Raw genomic sequence first — 24,729 nt, forward strand, 5'->3', positions numbered from 1 at the left:
AAAGGCCGTTCCATGACCTCCCCGGACCTCGCCGCCGTCCACCCCGGCACCGTCACCTTCGACGACGTTGCCGCCGCCCACCCCGACCCCGCCTTCCCCCGCTTCCACCCGCGCCCCGGTCAGGGCTGGATCAACGACCCCAACGGCATCAGCTTCGTCAATGGCCGGTACCACGTCTTCTTCCAGTACAACCCGGACTCGGCCCGGCACCACCGGATCGCCTGGGGACATGTGAGCTCGGCGGACCTGGTCCGCTGGGAGGAGCACCCCGTGGCGCTTCGCCCGCAGGACGGCGGCCCCGACGAGTACGGCTGCTGGACCGGGGTGGTCACGGACGACGACGGTGTTTCCACCGCTGCGTACTCCGGCGTCCGCGGCGACGGGGGCCACTCACAGGTGGTCATCGCCCGCGGCTCGGAGGACCTTATCCACTGGGAGCAGGCAGGCCACGTGGCCGCCACCATGCCCGCCGACGGACAGGTCACCGCCGTGCGGGACCCGTTCATTTTCCGCTTCAACGGCAAGCGGTACGCCATGCAGGGCGCCGGACTGGCCAACGGGCACGCCGCCCTGCTGCTCTACACCGTGGACGATTTGTCCGACTGGAAGTACCAGGGCATCTGGCTGACCTCGGAGAACCCGGTTGCCGCTACGTTCACGCCGGCCGAGATCTGGGAGTGCCCGCAGCTGGTGCAGGTGCCAGACAACGATGCCCCGGGCGGGGGCACCTGGCTGATGATGTTCTCCCTCTGGCTCGCCGGCGACTCACACGAACACGCCAACGGGGTGGGCCACCTGATCGGATCGCTGGCCGAGGACCCCGCCACCGGGCTGCCCGTCTTCACGCCGCGGACCGGCGGAAAGTCCGACCTGGGCCGCGACTTCTACGCTCCGCAGGTGGTGTCCCTGGAAAACCGGGCCCTGCTGTGGGGATGGGCCAACGAAGGCCCGGGGCGGGACGGGCGCCGCGGCCGCAGCCAGGAAGAGATCGACGCCGCCGGGTGGGCCGGAGTCCTGACCTTCCCGCGCGAGCTGTCGATTGTGGACGGCGCCCTGGCAGTGCGCCCAGCCCCGGAAATTGATGCCTATCGCGGAGAGCTGCTCGCCGGCCAGGCATCCGGGACGGTGCGGTTGCCTGCCTTCGCCGAGGCTGTGGTCACCGCAGGAATGGGCGGTGCTGTGGAGCTGCTCCTGGTGGGGAACGGAAGCCGGCAGGTGGTCTTCAGCGGCAGCGTCGACGCGGGGGAGGAGCTGCGAATGTTCGTGGATGCCTCCCTGGTTGAGGTGTACCGTTCCGGGTCGGTGGCAACCACGCTGCGTGCTTACCCGGCTGTGGGGGAGGAGTGGCAACTGAGCCTTCCCGCAGGGGCAACGGCGGACGTCTGGAGCCTGGCCAGGCCCGCGTAGCCCCCTCCAAACCGGCCCGGCGGGTCCCGGCCGCGGCGTGGTCAGCGTCCGGCCGGGACCGGGCCGGTGGATTCCCTGACCACCAACCGGCAAGGAACCATCGTTTCCCCTGCGGTGCCGGAGACGGCGGCGGCAGCCGGGCCGTCGTCGTCGGACGTTCCCTCCGGTGCAGACCCCACCTCGGCGAGCAGCGACGCCATGGCGGCGGCCCCCATCTCCCGGAGCGGCAGGGCCATGGTGCTCAGCGCCGGGACCATGGCCTTCGCGATGCGGAACTCGTCGTCGTACCCCATGACGGACACGTCCTGCGGGACGCTCAGGCCCAGCCGGTAGCAGGCCAGCACCACACCGATAGCCAGGCGGTCGTTGGCGCACAGGATGGCGGTGGGCCGGGCGGCCGGTTCCACGCCTTCGAGGAGTTTCATGGCCCCGTGGAAGCCGGCGTCGATGTCCCAGCCCACCTGGATGACGCGGTCCTCGTTGACGGGCATCCCCGCGCCGCTGAAGGCCGCACGGTAGCCCTCGATCCGGCGGGGCGCCGCGGGTGTCAGGGAGTCGCCGGCGAGGAACGCGATGTCCCGGTGGCCCAGCGACATTACGTGCTCCGCCGCTTCCCGGCCGCCGCGCACTTCGTCAGGAATCACGGCCGGAAGCCCTGCCTCCGGCCGGTCATCGAAGCAGTTGGCAAGGATCGACGGGACGCGGGCCATGTTTGCGGGCACATGAAGCGGCCGCAGGCCCACGGTCACGTACATCAGGCCGTCCACCTGGCGGTCCAGCAGGGTTTCCACGGCGCTCTCGTCGCGGGACTCGTCCAGCTCGGTGTCCATCACCACGGTCACGAATCCGTGTTCCCGGGCCACCGCATCCGCGCCGGCAATAATGTTGCCGTCGAAGGGGCTGGTGACCACCTGGTCGGACACGATTCCGATGATGCGCGACTGCTGGTTGCGCAGGCTCAGGGCGATCTTGTTGGGGGAGTAGTTGAGCGCTGCCGCCGCTTCCCGGATCCGCTGCTGGCTTTCCAGGGCCACGTTTCCGTCGCCGCGTCCGTTCAGCACGAGCGACACGGCACTGCGCGAAACGCCCGCCAGCTTGGCGACGTCGAGGGCGGTGGCCTTGCGCTTCATGGTCGTCCTTCGGATGCTGGGATCTCTTGCTTGGGTGCAGTTTACCTAACTCGTGTGAGCTTCCGCTCTCTCCCGACGCCCCATCACGTCCCGCCCCTTTTCCGGGAACGCCCCATCACCTTTAGCCCCCTTTTCGGGAACGCCCCATCACCTTTCGGGCCTATCAGGGCAGGAGGTGATGGGGCGTGTGGTGGATTGGGGCTGGAGGTGATGGGGCGTGTGGTGGATTGGGGAAGGAGGTGATGGGGCGTGTGGTGGATTGGGGAAGGAGGTGATGGGGCGTGTGGTGGATTGGGGAAGGAGGTGATGGGGCGTGTGGTGGATTGGGGAAGGAGGTGATGGGGCGTTGGAGGGTGGCAAACTGGGTTGGTGACTTCGTTGAACGAACCAACTCCGGACACCCCCGGGCTGGGCAGCCCTGACGCCCCCGACGCTGAGCTGAGTGCGCTCGCTGCGGCGAGGATCGCCGTCGACGTCCTGCTCGACGGCGGCGTGCGGCACGTGGTGGTATCGCCGGGTTCGCGGTCGGCGCCAATGGCATACGCCCTCGCCGAGGCCTCCGCCGCGGGCCGGGTGGACCTGCTGGTCCGCATCGATGAGCGTTCCGCAGGATTCACCGCGCTTGGCCTGGCCCTGTCCAGTGGCTCGCCCGCAGCCGTCCTGACCACGTCCGGAACCGCCGTCGGAAACCTCATGCCCGCGGTGATGGAAGCCAACCATGCCGCCGTCCCGCTGATCGTCCTGTCAGCAGACCGGCCCGATGAGCTGCGCGGAACGGGGGCCAACCAGACCACGGTGCAGCCGGACCTCTTTGGCGAGCACGTCCGGTTCGCCGCCGATGTTCCCGCCGGCAGCAACCCAGAGCGGGCCGTCCAGACCGGACTCTCCGCAGCCACCGGCGCATTCCCGGACCTTGCGCCGGGCCCGGTCCAGCTCAACCTCGCGTTCCGCGACCCGCTGGTTCCGGCCCCCGGGGACCGGCTGCCCGACGCCGTGGAGCGGCAGCGCTACCGGGTGGGATCCGAGCCCCTGGTCATGAACCTGCCGGCGGCGCCGGACACCCTGCCCGAGCGGCGCACAGTGGTGCTCGCCGGGCACGACGCCGGTCCGGTTGCCGAAGCATTTGCCCGCGCCCACAACCTGCCGCTGCTCGCTGAGCCATCCTCCAACTCCCGCTTCGGTCCAAACGCCGTGGGCCCGTACCGGCTGCTGCTGGAGCACTTCCGGGCCGGTTCCGCGCAACCGATCGAACGCGTGGTGCTGTTCGGCCGGCCCACGCTGTCCCGTCCGGTGGCCGCGCTGCTCGCCAGTGCCGACGTCGAATCGGCCCTGTACCAGCCGGTTCCGGTCGCCTGGTACGAGCCCGGGCGCCGCACCGAACTGCCGCTGGAAAACCTCGCGGACCTCGCCGGATTCGCCGGCCGCGGCAGCTCCAGCTGGCTGGACACGTGGCTGCTTGCCGGATCGGCCGCGCAGCACGCACTGGACCAGGTGGTGTCCGCCGACCCCGCTGCCACCGGCCCCTCGGTGGCCTCGCTGGTCTGGAAGCATTCGCGCGGCCAGCTGCTGCTCGGCTCCTCCAACGGCATCCGCGACGTGGACCTCGCCGGACTTCCCGCCGCGGATCCAGCCGCCACCGTGTACGCCAACCGGGGCCTGGCCGGCATCGACGGCACCATTTCCACCGCCACCGGCATCGCTTTGGGCGGCCGGCAGCAGACCACTGTCCTGCTGGGCGACGTGACCTTCCTGCACGACGCCGGTGGGCTCCTCCTCGGCGCGGGGGAAGAAGAGCCGGACCTGCGGATCGTGGTCCTGAACGACGCCGGCGGCGCCATCTTCAGCCTGCTCGAGCACGGGGGAGTGGAGGAAGGCGGCCGCTACGGAGACGCCGTCGAGCGCCTCTTTGGCACCCCGCACTCGGTGGACATCGCGGCACTCGCGGCGGCGTACGGCGTCGGGCATTCCCTGGTCAGTACGACGGCGGGACTCGCCGAGGTGCTGGGCCGGCCTGTGCAGGGGCGCAGCATCGTGGAGGTCCGCGCGGACCGCGGGGCGCTGCGGGAGCTCCACGCCCGGATCAAGGAAGCAGTTTCTGCCGCCGTGGAGGCTGTGTTGTCGGGGCAGTAGCTGCCGACGCGCACAATCCGCTGTGACACGGAAATGCCCTGCCTCTGCCGATATACCGGCGGCGACAGGGCATTTGCGTGTCGAAAGTGAGGAACCGTGTCAGAGCACGCGGCCCAGGAACTCCTTGGTGCGCGCATGCTGCGGGTTGGCGATGATCTCGCGGGGATCGCCCGACTCCACCACCACACCGCCGTCCATGAAGGTCAGCGTGTCACCCACTTCGCGGGCGAAGCCGATCTCGTGGGTCACCACGATCATGGTCATGCCGGACTTGGCCAGGTCCTTCATCACGTTCAGGACATCGCCCACCAGCTCCGGGTCCAGGGCGGACGTGGGCTCGTCGAACAGCATGAGTTCCGGGTCCATGGCCAGGGCCCGGGCGATGGCAACGCGCTGCTGCTGGCCACCGGAGAGCTGGGAGGGGTAGTGGCCGGAACGGTCCGCCAGCCCTACGCGGTCCAGCAGTTCCAGCGCACGCTTCTGGGCGGCAGCCTTGGACTGGCCCTTCACGTGCACCGGCGCTTCCATGACGTTCTGCAGCGCGGTCTTGTGAGGGAACAGGTTAAACCGCTGGAACACCATGCCGATTTCGCGGCGCTGGGCGGCGATTTCCTTGGTCTTGAGGTCGTGGAGCTTGCCGTTGACCTCGCGGTAGCCGATCAGCTGGCCACCCACGGAGATCCGGCCGGCGCTGATGCTCTCCAGAAGGTTCACGCAGCGCAGCATGGTGGACTTGCCGGAACCCGACGGCCCGATCACCACCGACACTTCGCCCTGGTTCACGGTCATGTCGATGCCCCGGAGTACATGGTGGTGCCCGTAGTACTTGTGGAGGCCCTCGATCTTGACCAGCGGCTTCTCTGCTGTGACGGTCATCGTGCACTCTCCTCGGGGAAGTCCGTTTCTATTGACCGTCCGCCGTCCTGGCTCAGGGCCACGCGGGCCGACTTGGCCACTGGCTTGCCCGCCGGCGCGAGATTGTCGACGCCCTTGCCGTAGTACGCCTCAATGTAGTGCTGTCCCACCATCAGGATGCTGGTGATCACCAGGTACCAAATGGCGGCCACGATCAGCAACGGAACCGGGAGGTAGGTCCGGTTGGCCAGGGCGTTGGTGGCGAAGGTGAGGTCCAAGGTGAACGGCACGGCCAGGACCAGCGAGGTGGTCTTCAGCATGCCGATGGTTTCGTTGCCCGTGGGCGGAACAATGACGCGCATGGCCTGCGGCAGGATGATCCGCCACATGATCTTCGTCTTGCCCATGCCCAATGCCTCGGCCGCCTCCATCTGCCCGCGGTCAACGGACTTCAGGCCCGCGCGGAAAATTTCCGCGAGGTAGGCCGATTCGTTCAGGCCGAGGCCGAGGATGGCTGCCGCGGTGGCGTTGATGACTGCCGCGGTGTCCAGGCTGAAGAGCTCGGGTCCGAACGGCACGCCCGCGCTGATCTTGGGGTACAGAACCGAAATCAGGCCCCACAGCACCAGCTGGGTGTAGACGGGTGTTCCACGGAAGAACCACACCCACACCCAGCTGGACCAGCGGAACACAGGGTTGTCAGACTGGCGCATGAACGCCAGCAGGATGGCCAGGACGATGGCCAGGACCATGGAGGTGACCGTCAGCAGAAGCGTCCAGCCCACGCCCTGGACCACCTTGACGTCCAGGATGTAGGTGCCCACCACATCCCAGCGGAAGTTGGGGTTGGTAAACAGGCTCTGCAGGAACAGAACGACCAGCGCCAGGATGATGAACGCGCTGATCCATCGGCCCGGGTGCCGCACCGGCACGGCTTTGTTCAGTACCGGTGCGTCGTCCTTATGCTGGCCGTCCATGTGCACACCTGACTTGTCGTCGGTAACGCGAAAACTCAAGACTTGACCGCCGGGTTGACCTCGGACTTGGTGATGGCGCCTTCAGAGTTGCCCCAGCCGTCCAGGATCTTCTTGTAGGAGCCGTCTTCCATCAGCTTGGTGACAGTCTTCTGGATGACCTCTGCCCAGGCGGTGTCAGCCTTGGCCACGGCGATGCCCTGCGGAGCGGAGTCGTAGACGTCGCCCAGCTTCTCCAGCTGGCCGTTGGTCTGGGTCAGGGCGTAGCCGATGATGGGGGAGTCGGCAGCCATGGCGTCGATGCTGCCGTTCACCAGGCGGGTGGTGACATCCGTCTGGTTCTTCAGGGTGACGATGTCGATGGGCTTCTTGCCGTCAGCAACACACTTCTTGTTGCGGTCGGCCAGGTCCGGATCTTCCTGGACGGTGCCGGTCTGCACACCGATGGACTTGCCGCACACGTCGTCCAGGGAGAACTTGTTGGGGTTGCCCTTCTTCACGGCCCAGGCGGTGCCTGCGTTGAAGTAGCTGACCATGTTCACTGCACCCAGACGCTCCGGGTTGATGGTGAATGAGGAGATGCCAAGATCGTACTTGGGGCCGAGGGCCGGGAGGATGCCGGTGAACTCTGCGGTCTGGACCTGGACCTTGAGTCCCAGGGTGGCGCCGATGGCCTTGGCGATGTCCACGTCGTAGCCGACGGGTGTCTGGCCGTCCGTACCGAGGAATTCGGCGGGGGCGTAGCTGGTGTCGGAGCCGACCGTGATGGTGCCCTTGGACTTGATGGCGTCCGGGACCATGGCGGCCAGGGCGTCGTCCTTCTTGACGGTGGTGGGATCAAAGCTGGCGCTGGCGCTGCCCGACGAGGTGGCCGCGCTCGAGGGACCCGTTTCCGAGGCGTTGGTGCATGCTGAGAGGGCCAGGGCGCTGATGGCGATCATAGTGGCGGCGGTCAGCTTGGAAGTGCCCAGGAGGGTACGGGGAGTCTGCATTTCTTACCTTTTGTTGCAGGGGCTATGAGGTACTAACGCGGCTTATAGTGTAACGCTCAACAAGAGAGGTACGTCACACGCAACTAAGTTTCACTATTGGATAACTGTAACGGTGACAAAATCAAGCCTTCCAGAGCAGCAGTCGTCTGTCATCCCAGACTCCTACCTAGGAAGGCGCAAAAAGAACCTCAGCTGCTGATGCCCAGGGACTCCAGCATTGGCCGGAACTTGGCCCAGGTCTCGGCCAGTTCGGCCTCCGGCTGCGAGCCGTCAACAATGCCGCAGCCGGCATACAGCCTCACGGTTTCGGGGGACTCGATGACCGCGCCGCGCAGGGCAATGCCCCACTCTCCGTTGCCGGCTGCGTCCAGCCAGCCCACCGGCCCGGCGTACGGCCCGCGGTCCAGGTGCTCCAGCTTGCGGATCAGTTCACCGGCCACCAGTGTGGGCGTCCCGCAGACCGCGGCGGTGGGGTGCAGCGCGTTGATCAGGGCCAGGCAGGTGGGCACGTGGCCTTCCACCTCGGTGAGCTCGGCCTTGACGTCGGAGGCCAGGTGCCAGACGTTGGGCAGCTCCAGGATGAAGGGTTCATCATGGGCATTCATCGCCTCGGAGAACGGCGCCAGCTGCTTGGTCAGCGACTGGATGGCGATCTCATGCTCATGCCGTTGCTTCTCCGAGCCGGCCAGGACGCGTGTGGCGTAGTCCATCGGCGGGCCGTCCTCGCCGTGCGCATCGCGGCGGTCCAGGGTGCCGGCCAGCACGCGGGCCTGGGCGGTCCGACCCTCCACCTGGATCAGCATCTCGGGCGTGGCCCCTACCAGGCCGTCCACGCCATAGGTCCAGCATTCCCGGTACCTGGCGGCGAGCTCGCGGAGCACGTCTGCGGCATGTACGCCGGAAGGAATAGTTGCCACGACGTCCCGGGCCAGCACCAGCTTTTCCAGTGCGCCCGTGCGGATTTCGGCAACACCGGCGGCCACGGCCTCCATCCAGGCTTCCTCGCTGAGCGAGCCGGTGTTCAGCGTTGCGCCGGCTGCCAGTGGGAGGGGGCGGACGACGGCGCCGCGCGCCTGGCCGGGCACGTCACCAACCGACGCGTCCCCGGCTGGGTCCGCTGCCGGCGTCGTGCCTTCCGTGGCGGAGGCAGCGTCGGAACCGCCGCCGAGCCAGCGGTCCAGCGCGGCGAGGGCCGTCTCTTCGGTGAGCGGGCCGCCGTCGAACGTCAGCTGGGTGAGCCATGCCTGGTTGTCCCGCACGCCCACCACGATCTCCGGCACGATCAGCCGTGACTCGTGGGCTGACGTCTTGGAGAAGGCAAAGGAACCAAAAGCCACGGGACCGGTGCCGGGCAACTCCACGGAATCCGCCACCTCGGCCTCCAGGACCAGGTGCCGCCACCAGATGTCCGCCTCAAGGAACCGGTCCGGCCCCGTGGCGGTGAAGCGTGCGATCTCGCCGAAACCGGCCAGCCCGGCTTCGCGGCGGGTCCAGCAGAGGACATCGTCACGGACCAGAAACGAAGGCAGTCCCCCGGGGAATGCTTTGCCATCCAGGGGGACCGTCAGGGTGCGGAACGTGCTCGTCATGATGGATCAACAGTACCCCCGACAGTAATTCACAGTACTTCGCAGTAACTTTCCGCCCCTGGCCACGTCGAATCCGTACTGGTCAGCACCGTCAGGAACATTTGAGACAATGTCATGGTGAACCGAGCATCCTTGGATAAGCGTCCGGACGAAGTAGCCACGATGTTTGACGACGTCGCACCTAAATACGACGTCGTCAACGATGTCCTCTCCATGGGGCAGACCCGCCGCTGGCGGAAGATCGTGGTGGATGCCATGGAAGTCTCCAAGGGCCAGCGGGTCCTGGACCTCGCGGCCGGAACCGGTACCTCCAGCGAACCGTATGCCGACGCCGGCATAGACGTGGTGGCCTGCGATTTCTCCCTGGGCATGCTCAAGGTGGGCAAGCGCCGCCGCCCTGACATCGACTTCATTGCCGGTGACGCCACCAACCTGCCGTTCGCCGACAACACGTTTGACGCCACCACCATCTCCTTCGGGCTGCGGAACGTGAACGAACCCAAGAAGGCGCTGGCCGAGATGCTGCGCGTCACCAAGCCCGGCGGCCGCCTGGTCATCGCAGAGTTCTCGCAGCCGGTGGTTCCGTTGTGGCGCACCATGTACACCGAATACCTGATGCGCGCCCTGCCGGCCATCGCCGTCAAGGTCGCGTCCAACCCGGACGCATACGTCTACCTCGCCGAATCCATCCGCGCCTGGCCGGACCAGGACCACTTGGCCGCATGGCTGCAGGAGAGCGGCTGGGAGAAGGTCACCTACCGCAACCTCACCGGCGGCATCGTGGCCGTGCACCGCGCGTTCAAGCCTGCCGATTCCTCGCCCGACGGCGCTGCTGCCGCCATCGCTGCGCACAAGGGCCCGGTGGCCAAGCTGCGCCGCAACACTGTCCGCTGACCTGTGAAGGTACTGATTGTCGGCGCCGGTCCGGCCGGATCCACCGCCGCGTACTACCTGGCCAAGGCCGGCCTCGAGGTCACAGTCCTGGAAAAGACGCAGTTTCCGCGCGAGAAGGTCTGCGGTGACGGGCTGACACCGCGTGCCGTCCGCGAGATCCAGAAGCTCGGCCTGCCGCACCCGGAGAACGAGGGCTGGCGCCGGAACAAGGGCCTGCGCCTGATCGCCGGCGGCCGCACCGTCGAGCTGCCCTGGCCCGAGGTGTCCGACTTTCCGCAGTACGGGCTGATCCGCACGCGCCTGGGCTTCGACGAGGAGCTGGCGCGGCATGCGGAGGCGGCCGGGGCCACAATCCTTGAGCGGCACAGCGTCACCGAGGCCCTGCGGGACGACGCCGGCCGCGTCACGGGCGTCCGCGCGGCGCTCCTGGACGGGGCCGGACGCAAGACGGGGGAGACGCGCGAGTTCAGCGCCGACGTCGTCCTCGCTGCCGACGGCAACTCCACCCGCACCGCCGTGTCCCTTGGGATCCAGAAACGTGACGACCGCCCCCTGGGCGTCGCCGTCCGCACCTACTTCACCTCCCCGCGCACCGATGACGACTGGATGGAAGGCTGGCTGGAGCTCCCCGGCCGCGACGGCAAGCTGCTGCCCGGCTACGGCTGGGTGTTCGGCGTGGGCGACGGCACCTCTAACGTGGGCCTGGGCATCCTGAACTCCTCAAAGGAATTCGGCAAGCTCGATTACAAGCAGGTCCTCCGCGAATGGACCGCCGGGATGCCCGCCGACTGGGGCTTCAGGCCGGAGAACCAGGTGGGCGAAATCCGCGGCGCAGCCCTGCCCATGGGCTTCAACCGCACCCCGCACTACTCGCCCGGCCTGCTCCTGCTGGGCGACGCCGGCGGCATGGTCTCGCCCTTCAACGGCGAGGGCATCTCCTACGCCATGGAGTCCGCGCGCTTCGCCGCCGAGTTCATCATCGACGCCTCCTCACGCACGGCTGCTTCAGGCGGAACGTATGACGCCGATGCGCACCTTGCGCGGTACGCGGACTATGTGCGGAACCAGTGGGGCTCGCACTTCACGCTTGGGCGGGCCTTCGCCGCGCTGATCGGGAAGCCTGCCGTCATGAAGCTCGCACTGCGCACCGGCATGCCCATCCCGGTGCTGATGCGGTTCGTGGTCCGGCTCCTTGCCAACCTCACGGATCCCGCCGCGAAGGGCTTCGAGGACCGGGTGATCCGCGTCCTGGAATCACTGGTTCCGGCCACATCCAATACCCCGTCAGCTCCGAACCAGCGGTATCCGCAACAAAAAGTTAGGGTTAACCCGTGACCAACTCCGCAGACCACAGCTGGACGCACGCCGGGCACGGCCTGCCGGACTCCGAACCCAGCCTCAACACCACCGCCATCGCCACGGGACTTCAACTCCCTGCAGGCTTTGCGGCCATCGCGGGGGATGCCGAGCTGGGCCCGGCCATCACCAACAACCTGGCCAAGGTGGAGAAGAAGCTCCGCGAAGCCATCGCCAACTCGGATCCCCTGGCTGACGCAACGTCGCGCCACCTGGTGGAGGCCGGCGGCAAGCGGATCCGTCCGCTGCTGACGCTGCTGTGTGCCCACCTCGGTGACGCGTCCCTGCCCGCCGTGGTGCAGGCCGCCGTCGTGGTGGAACTGACGCACCTGGCAACCCTGTACCACGACGACGTCATGGACTCCGCGCCCTTCCGCCGCGGCGCTCCCACGGCTCACGAGGTGTGGGGCAACTCCGTCGCCGTCCTGACCGGTGACCTGATCTTTGCCCGTGCCTCGATCCTGGTGTCCGAGCTCGGCGGCCGCGCACTCGGCATCCAGGCGCGCACCTTCGAACGCCTGTGCCTGGGCCAGCTGCACGAGACCGTCGGTCCGCGGCCGGACGAGGATCCGGTGGCGCACTACCTGTCCGTCATCGCCGACAAGACCGGTTCACTGGTCGCCGCCTCCGGCCAGTTCGGTGCCATCTTCTCCGGCGCCGACGAGGCCTACGAGGACGTCCTGGTGGAGTACGGCGAGAAGGTGGGCGTGGCCTTCCAGCTCGCCGATGACGTCATCGATGTCACCGGGGTGAAGGTCAAATCCGGCAAGTCCCCGGGAACCGACCTGCGCGAAGGGGTACCCACCCTGCCGGTGCTGCTCCTGCGCAAGGCTGCCGTTGATGGCGACCAGTCCGCCGTCGACCTCCTGAAGCTGATTGACGGCGACCTGTCCTCCGACGAGGCGCTGGCTGCCGCCGTGGCCGGACTGCGCGAGCACCCTGTCACCGCCGAGTCCTGGGTGGTGGCACGGCAGTGGGCCAAGGAAGCCATTGATGCCCTCGCTCCGCTGCCGGAGGGCGTGGTTAAGGAGTCGCTGTCCAACTTCGCGCTGGCTGTGGTGGACCGCGCCAGCTAATTACTGTTCGTTAGGAGCCCGGGACCTCTGGTTGATCCAGCTGCGGAGGTGCCGGGCTTCTTCGTTGTGCCGATCCGGCCGGGGCAGCCGGGCTTAACGGGATAGCCCCGGTCCTCAACAACCGAAGCTGCTGTGAACCGGGGCTATCTCTCCGTTCGCATCAGACCCGCCGGAGGCGTTTAGCGGATCCGTGAATAGCTTATGACAGGTTTGTCATAAGACGCAAGTCCTCTGTAACTGGTGGTGTCAAAGATTTTTCAGGGTGCTCCGCCGGCTGTGGCTGCGTCCTCGCTCAATTGCGTGATTTTTAGCTGGCCACGCAGGTCCCGCACCCCTTCAGTACGCGGGACAGGCAGCCTGCGCAGCCGAGAAATCACGCAATTGCGTCAGCGATTCGGCGGGCGTTATCCACATGGACAGAATCCTCTGGTTCGTGCGCGGGCTGCGCACGGACACGATGAGGGATGGACATCTGCGACTACCTGGCCAGGCGCGGGGGAGCAGCCCGCTCTCTTGAACTGCAAAGGGCCGGCTTCACGCGGACCCTGGTGGGACAGGCTGTGGCGCTGGGCGTTGTGGTCAGAACCCGGCGCGGTGTCTATGCGCTGCCCGGCGACGGACGGGTGGCAGGGGCTCTGGCAGCCGGCGGGCGGCTCACGTGTTTGTCCGCCGCCCCCATCTACCGGCTGTGGACTCTCAACGGCCCAACAGGCCTGCACTTAAGCCGGAGCCACCCCGCCCATACGTCCGGAGTCGTCGACCACGGCCGGCCCAAGCATCCGCGGCATCCCTGGCTGCCCGTGCTGGGGCTCGCCGATGTGCTTGTTCATGCCGTGCACTGCCTGCCGGAGCTGGAGGCGCTGGTGATGGTGCAGTCGGCTGTGGGCGCCGGTGACATCTCGCGCGATTTCCTCTACGCGCGCTGCCAGGGACGCCGCAACGGGCGCGCCAGGGCGGTGCTGGACCTGGTGATTCCCCGCGCGGACTCCGTGCTGGAGGTACTCGCAAATGTCCATTTCGCGCGGGCCGGAGTACGGGTTCGGCGGCATGTCTACATTGCCGGAGTTGGAGAGGTGGATTTCCTGGTCGAGGAGTGCCTGGTGGTGGAGACGGATGGCTCAACGCATTTCGAGCCGAAGTCCATCAAGCGGGACCAGCGGCGCAACAACCGGAGCATAGTTGGGGGCTACCTGGTGTTGCGCTACTACTATGAGGTCGTTATCTACCGGCCGAGGCCATGGTCGCGGAGGTTCAGGCGGTGCTGCGGGTGTGGCGGAGCCGACGAACAGCGGGCTTGGCGACCTGTTTGCGTGATTTATGGGCTGTTAACCGGCGAGTGCCCCTGCAAACGCAGGGGCACATCTCAAGGTCCAGTCCATAAGTGACGCATTTACGTCAACGGCCGACGGGGAGCCCTTACTCTTCCTCTTCGTCCTCGAACGCCCACTCGAACATGTCGAAGACGAACTCGGAGAAGGTGCCTTCCTCGGACTTCCACTGCCCGCGGGCATTGTTGCGGCGGTACACGATGGGGTCCGGGACGCTGAGGTCGCCCACCCGGAAGCCCCAGGTGAACGCTTCCTCTTCGTCTTCGAGGAACATGAGGAAGCCTTCGTCGTCGACCTCGAGCTCTTCGGGGTCCCAGAAGTAGTGGTAGGCCTCCATGAGGTCCTCGCAGCCGCCCAGTGCAAGGTAGAACTCGCGCAGGACCAGGGGGATCTCGAATTGGTGCTCCGCGAGGGCCTTGTCCAGCTCCTCGGGCGTCAGGCCATCCGCTTCCTGCCATTCGTCCTCGAGATACTTTGGAACAAGCGCGCGGAACTTCTCGAGGAACATGTCAGTCATGCTCATATCCTAGCTAATCGCGGCGCTCCCAAAATGACATGGAAGCGAACGTCACAGCCCTGAATCGCTTGCCCTGCGCTGCCAGCCGCGGACGGCAAGCGGCGCCTGCCAGGAGCGGCGCCAGGCAAGGACGCGGAACGTGAAAACCAGGGCGGCAATGCCGGCTGCGGTCAGCACGTTGAACACGCCAAGAACCCACAGCACTGCCGTCAGCGAGGATCCCACGAAGGCCGGCAGTGCGTAGATGTCCTTGGGGTTGAACAGTTCGGGTACCTCGTTGGCCGTGATGTCCCGGAGCAGGCCGCCGCCCACCGCCGTCGTCACCCCCAGCAGCACCGACGCCACCGGGTTCAGGCCGGTGGCCAGCGCCTTGAGCGTGCCGGTCATGCAGAAGAGGGCCAGGCCGGCGGCGTCGAACAGGACCAGCAGCGACGTGTAGCGCTGGACACTGGAGAACAGGAAGAACACCAGCACTGTGGCCAGCAGCGGCGGCGCCAGATACGCCGGGTTGGTGAACGCCGCCGGAACGATGACAAGGATGACATCGCGGATCACGCCGCCGCCCAGGCCCACCAGGGAGGCCAGGAGCAGGGATCCCACAATGTCGATCTGCTTCCGCGCCGCCAGCAGCGAGCCCGATACCGCGAAGAAGAACACGCCCAGCAGGTCCAGCCAGACCGGGGAGTTGTCAAAGGCGAATGTCATGGGGCGTCCCGGTATTTCAAAGAGGGCGGACAGGGCGGCTCCAACGTTACGCTAGCCCCTATGAACAGCCCCATCATGATCGCCTGTGCCCATGGGACGTCCAACACACAGGGGGCCGCGGAGGTCAATGCCCTGCGCGCCGCCATCGCGGAACTGCGCCCGGGCCTTGATGTCCGGGAAGCCTATGTGGACGTCCAGCAGCCGGATCTGGTGGATGTGGTGGCCGGCCTGCCGGACGGGGAGGCTGCCGTGGTGGTGCCGCTGCTGCTGAGCGTCGGCTACCACGTGAAGGTCGACATCGCCCGGGCCGTGAAGAGCCGGCCGGGCAGTGCCGCCGCAGCGCCGCTTGGCCCGGACCCGCGCCTCGCGGCCCTGCTGGACCAGCGGCTGCGGGAGGCCGGCACTACCGACAATGACGTCATTGTCCTGGCGGCGGCGGGCTCGTCCAACCCCAACGCAGCAGTGAGCGTCGAGGAGCTGCTGGGCCAGCTGCAGGCATTGCGGTCCAACCGGATGGTGGCCGCCTACGGTGCCTCCGCCCAGCCGTCGGTGCCCGACGCCGTCGCCATGCTCCGCGAAGAGCTCGCCGGGGGTGCCGGGGCGGGGGAGTCCGCCGGAGCGGTCGACGTCGGAGGCCGGGTGGTGATTGCCTCGTATCTCCTGGCGCCGGGCTTCTTCCATGACCAGCTGGCTAAGGCGGGTGCCGACGTCGTGACCCAGCCCCTGCTGCCCTCCCCGACACTCGCGGAGATCGCGCTCGACAGGTACGACGCCGCCGTCGCCGCCATGAACCAAACGCCCACGGAAGCACCCCTGGCGGCCCCCGCCGAAGCCCCGGACAAGGCTCCCGCCGATGCACAGCAGGGTGGGTTCTTCAAGGCCCTCCAGCGTTTCGTGACGAAATATTTCCCTAGGTGACTTAGCGTTTCCGGGCCTTTGTGACGGTATTCGGCGCCGCCCTACAGTCGATGCATGACTGATACAGCTCTAGCCGGAGCGTCGGCGGACTCCGCTGCCCCCAAGCGCCCCGCCCGCCCGTCCCGCCCCGCTGCGAAGCCGCATGGCCAGTGGAAAGTGGACGGCAAGACGCCGCTGAATGCCAACGAAACCTGGAAGCAGGAAGACGACGGCCTGAACGTCCGCGAGCGTATCGAGACCATTTACGCCAAGGAAGGCTTCGACGCCATCCCCGGCCAGGACCTGCACGGCCGTTTCCGCTGGTGGGGCCTGTACACCCAGCGCAAGCAGGGGATCGACGGCGGCAAGACCGCCACCCTGGAGCCGCACGAGCTCGAAGACAAGTACTTCATGCTGCGCGTGCGGATCGACGGCGGCGCCCTTACCACCGAGCAGCTGCGCGTCATCGGCCAGATCTCCGTGGACTTCGCCCGGGACTCCGCCGACCTGACCGACCGCCAGAACATCCAGCTGCACTGGATCCGGGTCGAAGACATCCCGGAGATCTGGAACCGCTTGGAGTCCGTGGGCTTGTCCACCACTGAAGCCTGCGGCGACGTGCCCCGCGTCATCCTGGGTTCGCCCGTGGCCGGCATCGCCAAGGACGAGATCATCGACCCCACCCCGCTCATCGCCGAGCTGGGGGAGCGGTTCATCGGCAACCCGCTGCTGTCCAACCTGCCCCGCAAGTACAAGACCGCGATCACCGGCCACCCCAGCCAGGACGTGGTCCATGAGATCAACGACTGCGCGTTCGTGGGCATTGAACACCCCGAGCTAGGCGCCGGCTACGACCTCTGGGTGGGCGGCGCGCTGTCCACCAACCCGATGCTCGGCAAGCGCCTCGGTGCGTTCGTAAAGCCGGACCAGGCCGCGGACGTGTGGCTGGGCGTGACCAGCATCTTCCGCGATTACGGTTACCGCCGCATGCGCACCAAGGCCCGCCTGAAGTTCCTGCTGGCCGATTGGGGTCCGGAGAAGTTCCGCCAGATCCTCGAGGACGAATACCTGGGCTACAAGCTGGCCGACGGCCCCGCCGCGCCCAAGCCCGCCACCCCCGGCGACCACGTGGGCGTGCACGAGCAGAAGGACGGCAAGTTCTTCATCGGTGCCACCCCGATCGCAGGCCGCCTTTCCGGTTCCGGCCTGGTCAAGCTGGCGGACACCCTGGAGGCCCGCGGCTCCTACCGGCTGCGCACCACTCCGCACCAGAAGATCGTTGTGCTGGACGTCGAGAAGGACCAGGTGGAGCCGCTCATCACCGAACTGGACGGCCTGGGCCTGTCCGCCCGCCCGTCCGTCTTCCGACGCGGCACCATTGCCTGCACCGGCATCGAATACTGCAAGCTGGCCATCGTCGAGACCAAGTACACGGCCGCCACCGCCGTTGCCGAACTCGAGCGCCGCTTGGCGGACCTCGCCGGTTCGGGCCAGCTGCCGCAGGCATTGTCGCTGCACATCAACGGCTGCCCCAACTCCTGCGCCCGCATCCAGACCGCGGACATCGGCCTCAAGGGCATGATGCTGCCAACGCCCGACGGCGACCCCTCCCCGGGTTTCCAGGTCCACCTGGGCGGCGGGCTGGCCAACAATGACCGCGAGGAAGCCGGGCTGGGACGCACCGTCCGCGGCCTGAAGGTTTACGTCAACGACCTGCCCGACTACGTGGAGCGCGTGGTCCGCCGGTTCGTGGCCGACCGCGCCGAAGGCCAGACCTTCGCCGAATGGGCCCACGCAGCAGATGAGGAGGCACTCCAGTAATGGCAAAGCATCTCGCACCCGCACCGGCCAAGCGGCCCCAGGAAGAGCTGAAGGCCCTGGCCGAGGCCGGCGCCGCCGAGCTCGGCTGGGACGCCCCCGCCCGCGATGTGATCGCCTGGGTGGAGCGCAACTTCGACCTGCCCGCCGTCGCCGTCGCCTGCTCCATGGCCGACGCCGTCCTGCCAGCCCTGGTCGCTGACCAGATGCCCGGCGTCGACGTCCTGTTCCTGGAGACCGGCTACCACTTCCCGGAAACCTACGCCACGCGTGACGAGGTAGCCGCGAACCTCCGCGTCAACGTGGTGGACGTCCTCCCGGAGACCACCGTGGAGCAGCAGGACCGGCTGCTGGGCAAGGACCTCTTCGCCCGTGACGCCGCCCAGTGCTGCGCCCTCCGCAAGGTGGCCCCGCTGCAGCGGACCCTCGCCGGCTACGAACTGTGGTTCACCGGCGTCCGCCGCGACGAAGCCCCCACCCGCACCAACACGCCGCTGGTCACCTGGGATGAGAAGAACGGCCTGGTCAAGGTCAACCCCATGGCAGCGTGGACGTTCGACCAGTTGGTCCAGTACTCGGACGACAACCTTTTGCCCGTCAACCCGCTGCTTTCCCAGGGGTACCCCTCCATTGGCTGCCAGCCCTGCACCCGCAAGGTGGCGCCCGGCGAAGACCCCCGCGCCGGCCGCTGGGCAGGATCCGACAAGACAGAATGCGGACTACACGTATGAGCACTTCACTTACCGAGGAGACCCAGGTGACCGACGCCGCCGTATCCACGCGCCTGTCCAGCCTGGACACCCTCGAATCCGAAGCGATCCACATCATCCGCGAGGTTGTTGCCGAATTCGAGAAGCCCGCGCTGCTGTTCTCCGGCGGCAAGGACTCCGTGGTGATGCTGCACTTGGCAACCAAGGCCTTCTGGCCGGGTAAGGTCCCCTTTCCCGTGCTGCACGTGGACACCGGCCACAACTTCCCCGAGGTCATCGACTTCCGTGACCGGACCGTGGAGCGGTTGGGCCTGAAGCTGGTGGTGGGCTCCGTGCAGGAGTTCATCGACCGCGGCGAACTCGCCGAGCGCGCCGACGGCACCCGCAACCCACTGCAGACCGTCCCACTGCTGGACGCCATCCAGCAGAACAAGTTCGACGCCGTGTTCGGCGGCGGCCGCCGCGATGAGGACAAGGCCCGCGCCAAGGAGCGCATCCTGAGCCTCCGCGACGAGTTCGGCCAGTGGGACCCGCGCAACCAGCGCCCCGAGCTGTGGAACCTCTACAACGGCCGCCACACCGTGGGCCAGCATGTGCGTGCGTTCCCGATCAGCAACTGGACCGAGCTGGACATCTGGCGGTACATCGAGCGCGAGAACATCGAGCTGCCCGGCCTGTACTACGCCCACGAGCGCGAAGTCTTCGCCCGTGACGGCATGTGGCGCGCAGTGGGCGAAGTGTCCCAGCCCCGCCCCGATGAGGAAGTCATCACCAAGACCGTCCGCTACCGCACCGTGGGGGACATGTCCTGCACCGGTGCCGTGGAGTCCAACGCCTTCACCGTGGCAGACGTCGTGGTCGAAGTTGCCGCCTCCACCCTGACCGAACGTGGCGCCACCCGCGCAGATGACCGCATCTCCGAGGCCGCCATGGAAGACCGCAAGAAGGACGGGTACTTCTAATGACCACCGAAGCAGTTCTCCCGGCGGACCTGGAAACAGCCCTGCCCACCACCCTCTTCCGCTTTGCCACGGCAGGATCGGTCGACGACGGCAAGTCCACGTTGGTGGGCCGCCTCCTCCACGATTCGAAGGCCATCCTGGCTGACCAGCTCGACGCCGTGGCCCGCACCTCCGCGGACCGCGGGTTCGGCGGGGACAAGGGCGGCATCGACCTGGCCCTGCTGACCGACGGTCTCCGCGCCGAGCGCGAACAGGGCATCACCATCGACGTGGCCTACCGCTACTTCGCCACCGACCAGCGCAGCTTCATCCTGGCCGACTGCCCCGGGCACGTGCAGTACACCAAGAACACGGTGACGGGCGCGTCCACTGCGGATGCCGTCGTCGTCCTCATTGACGCCCGTAAGGGCGTTCTGGAGCAGACCCGCCGGCACCTGTCCGTGCTGCAGCTGCTGCGCGTGGCGCACGTGATCGTGGCCGTGAACAAGATCGACCTGGTGGACTTCAGCGAGTCCGTGTTCCGCGACATCGAAGCCGACGTGCAGCAGGTGGGCCGCGAACTGGGCCTGGGCTCGGACGGAATCAGCGACCTGCTGGTCATCCCGGTGTCCGCGCTCGACGGCGACAATGTGGTGGACCGCTCGGAGCGCACACCCTGGTACACGGGCCCCGCGCTGCTGGAGGTCCTCGAGACCCTTCCCGCCGCCGATGAGCTCGAGAGCCACCTGGAGAGCTTCCGCTTCCCCGTGCAGCTGGTCATCCGGCCGCAGGGCGCCCTGGCTCCCGACGCCGTCGCCGCCGGCCTGGACGTGGAAGCGTACCGCGACTACCGCGCGTACGCCGGCCAGATCACCGAAGGTTCGGTGAAGGTGGGGGACCAGGTGTCCGTGCTGACGCCGGGCCAGTCGCCGCGGACCACCGCCGTGGTGGGTATCGACTTCGCCGGCTCCTCCCTGCAGGAAGCCTCCGCCCCGCAGTCCGTGGCCATCCGGCTGGCGGACGAGTTCGACGTCGCCCGCGGTGACACCATCACGGCCGCCGGAACGGTCCGCGAAGCCTCCGCCGACCTCTACGCCGCCCTGTGCTGGCTGTCCCCGAAGCCGCTCCGCGAGGGCCAGAAGGTGCTGGTCAAGCACGGCACCCGCACCGTCCAGGCGATGGTCCGCAGTGTCTCCGGCAAGCTGGACCTGGCTACCTTCAAGCTTGAGGGTGCCTCCAGCCTGGAGCTCAACGACATTGGGCACGCTCAGCTCCGCCTCGCCGCCCCGCTGCCGCTGGAGAACTACCTGCACCACCGCCGCACGGGCGCGTTCCTGGTGATCGACCCGCTCGATGGGAACACCCTCGCCGCCGGGCTGGTCAAGGACCACCCGGGCGACCACGAGGACGAGCGTTACAGCATCTAGTTCCGCCCAGATCGCTGAAACCCTGCGGGGCCGCCGTAATTTTACGGCGGCCCCGCAGTCTTTTCGGCGATTTCGAGGGCCTGCGGTAATCCGCACAATAACCCGCAGAGGTTCCCCCCGAACCTTTCGTGGCCGCGGGTGGCATGGGAAGCTCAGGGATCGCTTCGCCGGTGCCGCGATTCCAGGTTCCGGCCTGTTCGTTGAGGGGGACACGATGCCTGCCATCCACCGGTGGAACACCAAAGCCGCCATCCGCTTCGCACGCGACGCCCGCGAGTGGGGAATTCGCCCGCGCCGAGCGCTGATCATCGCTTTGCTGCCGTTGGGCATCGCCCTCGCAACCGCGGCCACCGTCCTGCACCCGCCACTGTTCATCTGGCTCCTTGATGAGGACTCCCTGGTCGAGTGGCTCCAGTTCTTCTCACTGGTGGCTGCAGGCATCTTCCTGCCCCTCCTGGCCTTCCGCCTCTCCAGAACCGGGCACAAGATCATGGCATTGCTTTACGGCGTGGTCGCCGCCGGCGTCTGGTTCCTGGCCGGGGAGGAGATCTCCTGGGGACAACGCATCTTCGGCTGGCAGACACCGGAAGAAATGGAAGCGATCAACCGCCAAGGCGAGACCACCGTGCACAACATCGGCGGGGTGCAGGAACTGGTACCCGCAGCCATGCTGCTGGCAAGCCTTTACGGCGCGTGTGCTCCCTTGGTGTGGAACGCCGTCCGCGGCCGCTGGAAGCACCTGGAATCTGCACACCTGCTGGTTCCGCCGCTGTGCGTGGTGCCGGCCTTCGGGCTGGCGGCGGCCTACCGCCTCTTCCGCCTGCTGGTGTGGCCCTCACCCGACTACGGCATCTCCGAGTATGGCGAAGTGATGGAACTTTCCCTGTACCTGGGGCTCGCGCTGTTCTGCTGGTTCAACCTGCGGCGCCTGGTGGTTGCCCGGGCCGCCGCCCGCGCGCCGCGGCACCGCCTCACCGCCCCCGCGTAAGTTCCTACTGGGGTTCGCCCGCGGGTGGCCGGCGCCGGCTGTCACCTTCAAGGATTGCTTTGAGTTTCTGCAGGTCCTTCCGGGTCTCCCGGCGGATCATTGGTTCCATAATCAGGCCGGCCAGGCGGGAGAAACCCGAGGGGCTCCCGCTGTTGCCGAGCGTCATGCGCGTCCCGCCGTCGTCGTCCGTCCATGTGTAGGTGGTCTGCATGGGGAAGGGGCCCTGGGCGGTGCGCATCACCAATCTCTGGCCGGGGACGTACTCCACGAACTCGTAGGTGTAGTTGAGCTCCCGGCCCAGGAACTTCGCAGTGAACGCCACCTTCGAGCCCGGGCCGAGGGGACCGTTGTCCAGCCGCTGCGATTTGTGGATGTTGACGTACCACCGGGGCGCATTTTCCGGGTTCGCCGCAAAGCCCGCGACTTCCTCACGCGGCCTGTCGATGTGGATATCCGTCTGGACACTGACCATTGCTGCATCTCCATTCGAAGCGCGGGTTTAGCCTAGGACTTACCCTAGTCCTGGTCACCGCGGCGGGAGGCGGACATGGAAACCATCAGCCCGAAGCTTCTCAACTGGGCGTCCATCCTGGATGACAAGACCCGCGCGCAGGCCGTGATGACGGCGGCCCTGCCGTTCATCTACCCCCACCTGGCGCTGATGCCTGACGCACACCTGGGCAAGGGAGCCACCGTGGGCTCCGTCATCCCCACCCTGCGTGCCATCATCCCGGCGGCCGTGGGCGTGGACATCGGCTGCGGCATGATCGCGGTGCGCACCCAGTACTCCGTGAAGGACCTGCCCAAGGACAGGAAGCGTCTGCGCGAGGACATCGAGCGGGCCATCCCGCTCTCGGCCGGGCACAACAACAGGCAGGTGCTGCCCACGGCTGAGCCCCGGATTGCGGAGCTGACGCGGCGGGCCGCCAACGCCGGGTTCAACCCGGCCCAGTATGTTCCCAAGTGGGAGCTGCAGCTGGGGTCCCTGGGCTCCGGGAACCACTTCATCGAAATCTCCGCGGATGAGGACGACGGCGTGTGGCTCTTCCTGCATTCGGGCTCGCGCGGGATCGGCAACAGGATCGCCCAGCACCACATCGGAGTGGCCCGGCAGGTGAGCCGGAAGAACCAGATATACCTGCCCGACCCGGACCTCGCGTACCTGGACGAGGGCACGCCCCAGTTCGAGCGGTACATCGCCGAGCTTCGGTGGGCCCAGCACTTCGCACTGCTGAACCGGGAGGAAATGATGGACCGGGTGGCTGCCCAGTTCAGCCGCTGGGTAGGCGGGCCGGTTCGGGAACGCGAACGGATCAACTGCCACCACAACTTCACGCAGCAGGAAACGCACTACGGCAAGCCCGTCTGGGTGTCCCGCAAGGGTGCCATCAAAGCCGCGCACGGCGATCCCGGACTCATCCCCGGGTCCATGGGAACGGCGTCGTATGTCGTGGAAGGCCGGGGCAACCCGGCCTCATTGAACTCCTCCCCGCACGGGGCCGGACGCGAATACTCCCGGAACGCAGCCCGGAAGGCCTTCACCCTGGAGGAACTGAAGCGGGCCATGAAGGGCATCGAGTTCCGGGCGTCGGAGGCCTTCATCGACGAGATCCCGGCCGCGTACAAGCCGATCGACCAGGTCATGCGGGACGCCGCGGACCTGGTGACGGTGCGGCACAAGCTGCGGCAGTTGGTCAACGTCAAAGGCAACTGATTTTGCGAAACCGGGCAGCAGTGCGGCGGAATATGACGCTGGATGAACGTGCGTGACCCCCCGTTTCCGCTTCGTTGAACGGGTTTGGGCCACTCCCTATGGTGAAACAATGACTAGTTCCAAGCCCGGGATGACCCGCATCGTGGCAGGCGAAAGCGCGGTCCCAACGCGCAGGCGCGCCGTCGAGGCTGCCTTGGCCATAGGGCTGGTCCTGTTGATCGCTGTCGGAGCCATTGTTGCGTCCAACATCTCCCGCAACACCGAGGCGCAGGCCGCCGAGCCCACCCCGGCCGCAGAGCTGAAACTGGGGTACTTCGGCAACGTCACGCACGCACCCGCCCTGGTCGGGGTCAAAAAAGGGTTCCTGGCCGAGGCCTTGGGCGGCACCAGGCTCAGCACCGAGACCTTCAACGCCGGACCGGCAGCCATCGAGGCCCTGAACGCCGGGGCCATCGACGCGGCCTACATCGGCCCGAACCCGGCCATCAACTCCTTCGCCAAGAGCCAGGGCCAGTCCGTGCGGGTAATCGCCGGAGCCGCGGCAGGCGGCGCCCAGCTGGTGGTCAAGCCCGGCATCAACTCCGCCGCGGACCTGCGGGGCAAGACCCTGGCCACGCCGCAGCTGGGCGGGACCCAGGACGTGGCCCTGCGGGCGTGGCTCACCAAGCAGGGCTACAAAACCAACGTGGACGGCAGCGGCGACGTCGCCATCAACCCCACGGACAACGCCCAGACCCTCAAGCTGTTCCAGGACGGAAAGCTCGACGGCGCGTGGCTGCCTGAGCCCTGGGCGTCACGCCTGGTGCTCCAGGCCGGAGCCAAGGTCCTCGTGGACGAAAAGGACCTGTGGGACGGCTCAGCCACCGGCAAACCGGGGGAGTTCCCCACCACCATCCTGATCGTGAACCAGAAGTTCGCCGCCGACCACCCGGACACCGTCAAGGCGCTGCTGGCCGGGCATGCCAAGTCGGTCGCATGGCTCAACTCGGCACCGGCCGACGAGAAGGCGGCACTGGTCAATGAGGCCTTGCAGGAATCCGCCGGGGCCGCGCTGCCGGCTGATGTGCTGAACCGTTCCCTCGCCAACATCACCTTCACCCTCGACCCGCTGGCCGGCAGCTACCCCAAACTGCTGCAGGACGGGGTGGACGCCGGAACCACCAAGAAGGCCGACATCAACGGCCTGTTCGACCTCACCGCGCTCAACCAGGACACCGGCGCCGGCAAAATCTCCGCAGCCGGCCTCGGCCAGGACTGACCCCCACCACTACCTAAGGACGC

At 67.2% G+C, this 24,729-nt stretch carries 22 protein-coding genes; 14 read left to right on the forward strand and 8 right to left on the reverse strand.

Annotated features, from left to right (window positions below):
• Positions 1–12: 12 nt before the first annotated feature.
• On the forward strand, positions 13–1,407 hold the full coding sequence (locus tag MRBLMD1_RS01980) for a glycoside hydrolase family 32 protein (protein WP_364397052.1): 1,395 nt from the start codon (positions 13–15) through the stop codon (positions 1,405–1,407).
• Positions 1,408–1,448: 41 nt separating this feature from the next.
• Here MRBLMD1_RS01980 and MRBLMD1_RS01985 read toward each other — a convergent pair whose 3' ends face one another.
• Complete coding sequence (locus MRBLMD1_RS01985) at positions 1,449–2,537, reverse strand: LacI family DNA-binding transcriptional regulator (RefSeq protein ID WP_364397054.1); 1,089 nt, start codon at positions 2,535–2,537, stop codon at positions 1,449–1,451.
• 378 nt (positions 2,538–2,915) lie between these two features.
• On the opposite strand from MRBLMD1_RS01985, the gene menD reads away from it, so the two are divergent.
• A complete protein-coding gene (gene menD, locus MRBLMD1_RS01990; RefSeq protein ID WP_201302501.1) occupies positions 2,916–4,667 on the forward strand; it encodes a 2-succinyl-5-enolpyruvyl-6-hydroxy-3-cyclohexene-1-carboxylic-acid synthase in 1,752 nt (583 codons plus the stop codon).
• Between the two features lie 99 nt (positions 4,668–4,766).
• Here the strand turns inward: menD and MRBLMD1_RS01995 are convergent, their stop codons facing one another.
• The 4 genes from MRBLMD1_RS01995 to MRBLMD1_RS02010 form a co-directional block, all read right to left on the reverse strand.
• Positions 4,767–5,543 (reverse strand): amino acid ABC transporter ATP-binding protein, encoded by a 777-nt coding sequence (locus MRBLMD1_RS01995; protein WP_141182203.1) that lies wholly within the window; start codon positions 5,541–5,543, stop codon positions 4,767–4,769.
• Positions 5,540–6,499, reverse strand: a complete 960-nt coding sequence (locus MRBLMD1_RS02000) for an amino acid ABC transporter permease (RefSeq protein WP_159631136.1) — start codon at positions 6,497–6,499, stop codon at positions 5,540–5,542. The genes MRBLMD1_RS01995 and MRBLMD1_RS02000 overlap by 4 nt, the downstream gene beginning before the upstream one ends.
• A 35-nt stretch (positions 6,500–6,534) precedes the next feature.
• On the reverse strand, positions 6,535–7,488 hold the full coding sequence (locus MRBLMD1_RS02005) for an ABC transporter substrate-binding protein (RefSeq protein WP_159631138.1): 954 nt from the start codon (positions 7,486–7,488) through the stop codon (positions 6,535–6,537).
• A gap of 188 nt (positions 7,489–7,676) precedes the next feature.
• Complete coding sequence (locus tag MRBLMD1_RS02010; protein ID WP_364397059.1) at positions 7,677–9,077, reverse strand: isochorismate synthase; 1,401 nt, start codon at positions 9,075–9,077, stop codon at positions 7,677–7,679.
• A 117-nt stretch (positions 9,078–9,194) separates the two neighbouring features.
• Between MRBLMD1_RS02010 and MRBLMD1_RS02015 the strand changes: the two genes are divergently transcribed.
• The 4 genes from MRBLMD1_RS02015 to MRBLMD1_RS02030 all read left to right on the forward strand — a co-directional run bounded on the left by MRBLMD1_RS02015 (position 9,195) and on the right by MRBLMD1_RS02030 (position 13,788).
• Positions 9,195–9,971 carry a demethylmenaquinone methyltransferase gene (locus tag MRBLMD1_RS02015; protein ID WP_275179967.1) on the forward strand — a complete coding sequence of 259 codons (777 nt, stop codon included), beginning with the start codon at positions 9,195–9,197 and terminating at the stop codon, positions 9,969–9,971.
• A gap of 3 nt (positions 9,972–9,974) precedes the next feature.
• Positions 9,975–11,306, forward strand: coding sequence for a geranylgeranyl reductase family protein (locus tag MRBLMD1_RS02020; RefSeq protein ID WP_159631144.1), 1,332 nt, complete (start codon positions 9,975–9,977; stop codon positions 11,304–11,306).
• Positions 11,303–12,403, forward strand: coding sequence for a polyprenyl synthetase family protein (locus MRBLMD1_RS02025; RefSeq protein WP_159631146.1), 1,101 nt, complete (start codon positions 11,303–11,305; stop codon positions 12,401–12,403). The genes MRBLMD1_RS02020 and MRBLMD1_RS02025 overlap by 4 nt, the downstream gene beginning before the upstream one ends.
• Before the next feature lie 464 nt (positions 12,404–12,867).
• Positions 12,868–13,788 (forward strand): DUF559 domain-containing protein, encoded by a 921-nt coding sequence (locus MRBLMD1_RS02030; protein WP_364397063.1) that lies wholly within the window; start codon positions 12,868–12,870, stop codon positions 13,786–13,788.
• A 31-nt stretch (positions 13,789–13,819) separates the two neighbouring features.
• Here the strand turns inward: MRBLMD1_RS02030 and MRBLMD1_RS02035 are convergent, their stop codons facing one another.
• Both MRBLMD1_RS02035 and MRBLMD1_RS02040 read right to left on the reverse strand, forming a co-directional pair.
• Positions 13,820–14,248 carry a hypothetical protein gene (locus MRBLMD1_RS02035; RefSeq protein WP_159631150.1) on the reverse strand — a complete coding sequence of 143 codons (429 nt, stop codon included), beginning with the start codon at positions 14,246–14,248 and terminating at the stop codon, positions 13,820–13,822.
• A gap of 51 nt (positions 14,249–14,299) precedes the next feature.
• Positions 14,300–14,953 (reverse strand): trimeric intracellular cation channel family protein, encoded by a 654-nt coding sequence (locus MRBLMD1_RS02040; RefSeq protein WP_224026756.1) that lies wholly within the window; start codon positions 14,951–14,953, stop codon positions 14,300–14,302.
• 60 nt (positions 14,954–15,013) lie between these two features.
• Here MRBLMD1_RS02040 and MRBLMD1_RS02045 point away from each other — a divergent pair, with 60 nt between their 5' ends.
• The 6 genes from MRBLMD1_RS02045 (at position 15,014) to MRBLMD1_RS02070 (ending at position 21,734) form a co-directional block, all read left to right on the forward strand.
• Complete coding sequence (locus MRBLMD1_RS02045) at positions 15,014–15,871, forward strand: sirohydrochlorin chelatase (protein WP_364397068.1); 858 nt, start codon at positions 15,014–15,016, stop codon at positions 15,869–15,871.
• A 54-nt stretch (positions 15,872–15,925) separates the two neighbouring features.
• Positions 15,926–17,671, forward strand: a complete 1,746-nt coding sequence (locus MRBLMD1_RS02050; RefSeq protein ID WP_364397071.1) for a nitrite/sulfite reductase — start codon at positions 15,926–15,928, stop codon at positions 17,669–17,671.
• On the forward strand, positions 17,671–18,399 hold the full coding sequence (locus MRBLMD1_RS02055; protein WP_224026753.1) for a phosphoadenylyl-sulfate reductase: 729 nt from the start codon (positions 17,671–17,673) through the stop codon (positions 18,397–18,399). Before MRBLMD1_RS02050 ends, MRBLMD1_RS02055 begins: the two co-directional genes overlap by 1 nt.
• Positions 18,396–19,340, forward strand: coding sequence for a sulfate adenylyltransferase subunit CysD (gene cysD / locus MRBLMD1_RS02060; RefSeq protein WP_224026752.1), 945 nt, complete (start codon positions 18,396–18,398; stop codon positions 19,338–19,340). The genes MRBLMD1_RS02055 and cysD overlap by 4 nt, the downstream gene beginning before the upstream one ends.
• Positions 19,340–20,746, forward strand: coding sequence for a sulfate adenylyltransferase subunit 1 (locus tag MRBLMD1_RS02065; protein ID WP_364397075.1), 1,407 nt, complete (start codon positions 19,340–19,342; stop codon positions 20,744–20,746). Before cysD ends, MRBLMD1_RS02065 begins: the two co-directional genes overlap by 1 nt.
• 214 nt (positions 20,747–20,960) lie before the next feature.
• The gene (locus tag MRBLMD1_RS02070) at positions 20,961–21,734 is read left to right on the forward strand and encodes a hypothetical protein (protein ID WP_275179708.1); all 774 of its coding nucleotides are present in this window, start codon (positions 20,961–20,963) and stop codon (positions 21,732–21,734) included.
• A 4-nt stretch (positions 21,735–21,738) separates the two neighbouring features.
• Here the strand turns inward: MRBLMD1_RS02070 and MRBLMD1_RS02075 are convergent, their stop codons facing one another.
• The gene (locus tag MRBLMD1_RS02075; RefSeq protein WP_364397079.1) at positions 21,739–22,206 is read right to left on the reverse strand and encodes an SRPBCC family protein; all 468 of its coding nucleotides are present in this window, start codon (positions 22,204–22,206) and stop codon (positions 21,739–21,741) included.
• Positions 22,207–22,281: 75 nt separating this feature from the next.
• On the opposite strand from MRBLMD1_RS02075, the gene MRBLMD1_RS02080 reads away from it, so the two are divergent.
• Positions 22,282–23,448 (forward strand): RtcB family protein, encoded by a 1,167-nt coding sequence (locus MRBLMD1_RS02080; protein ID WP_364397082.1) that lies wholly within the window; start codon positions 22,282–22,284, stop codon positions 23,446–23,448.
• Positions 23,449–23,578: 130 nt separating this feature from the next.
• Positions 23,579–24,706, forward strand: coding sequence for an ABC transporter substrate-binding protein (locus MRBLMD1_RS02085; protein ID WP_364397980.1), 1,128 nt, complete (start codon positions 23,579–23,581; stop codon positions 24,704–24,706).
• The last annotated feature ends 23 nt before the right edge of the window (positions 24,707–24,729 follow it).

Origin of the sequence: Pseudarthrobacter sp. LMD1-1-1.1, from assembly GCF_040676255.1 — a bacterium.
Lineage (GTDB): Bacteria > Actinomycetota > Actinomycetes > Actinomycetales > Micrococcaceae > Arthrobacter.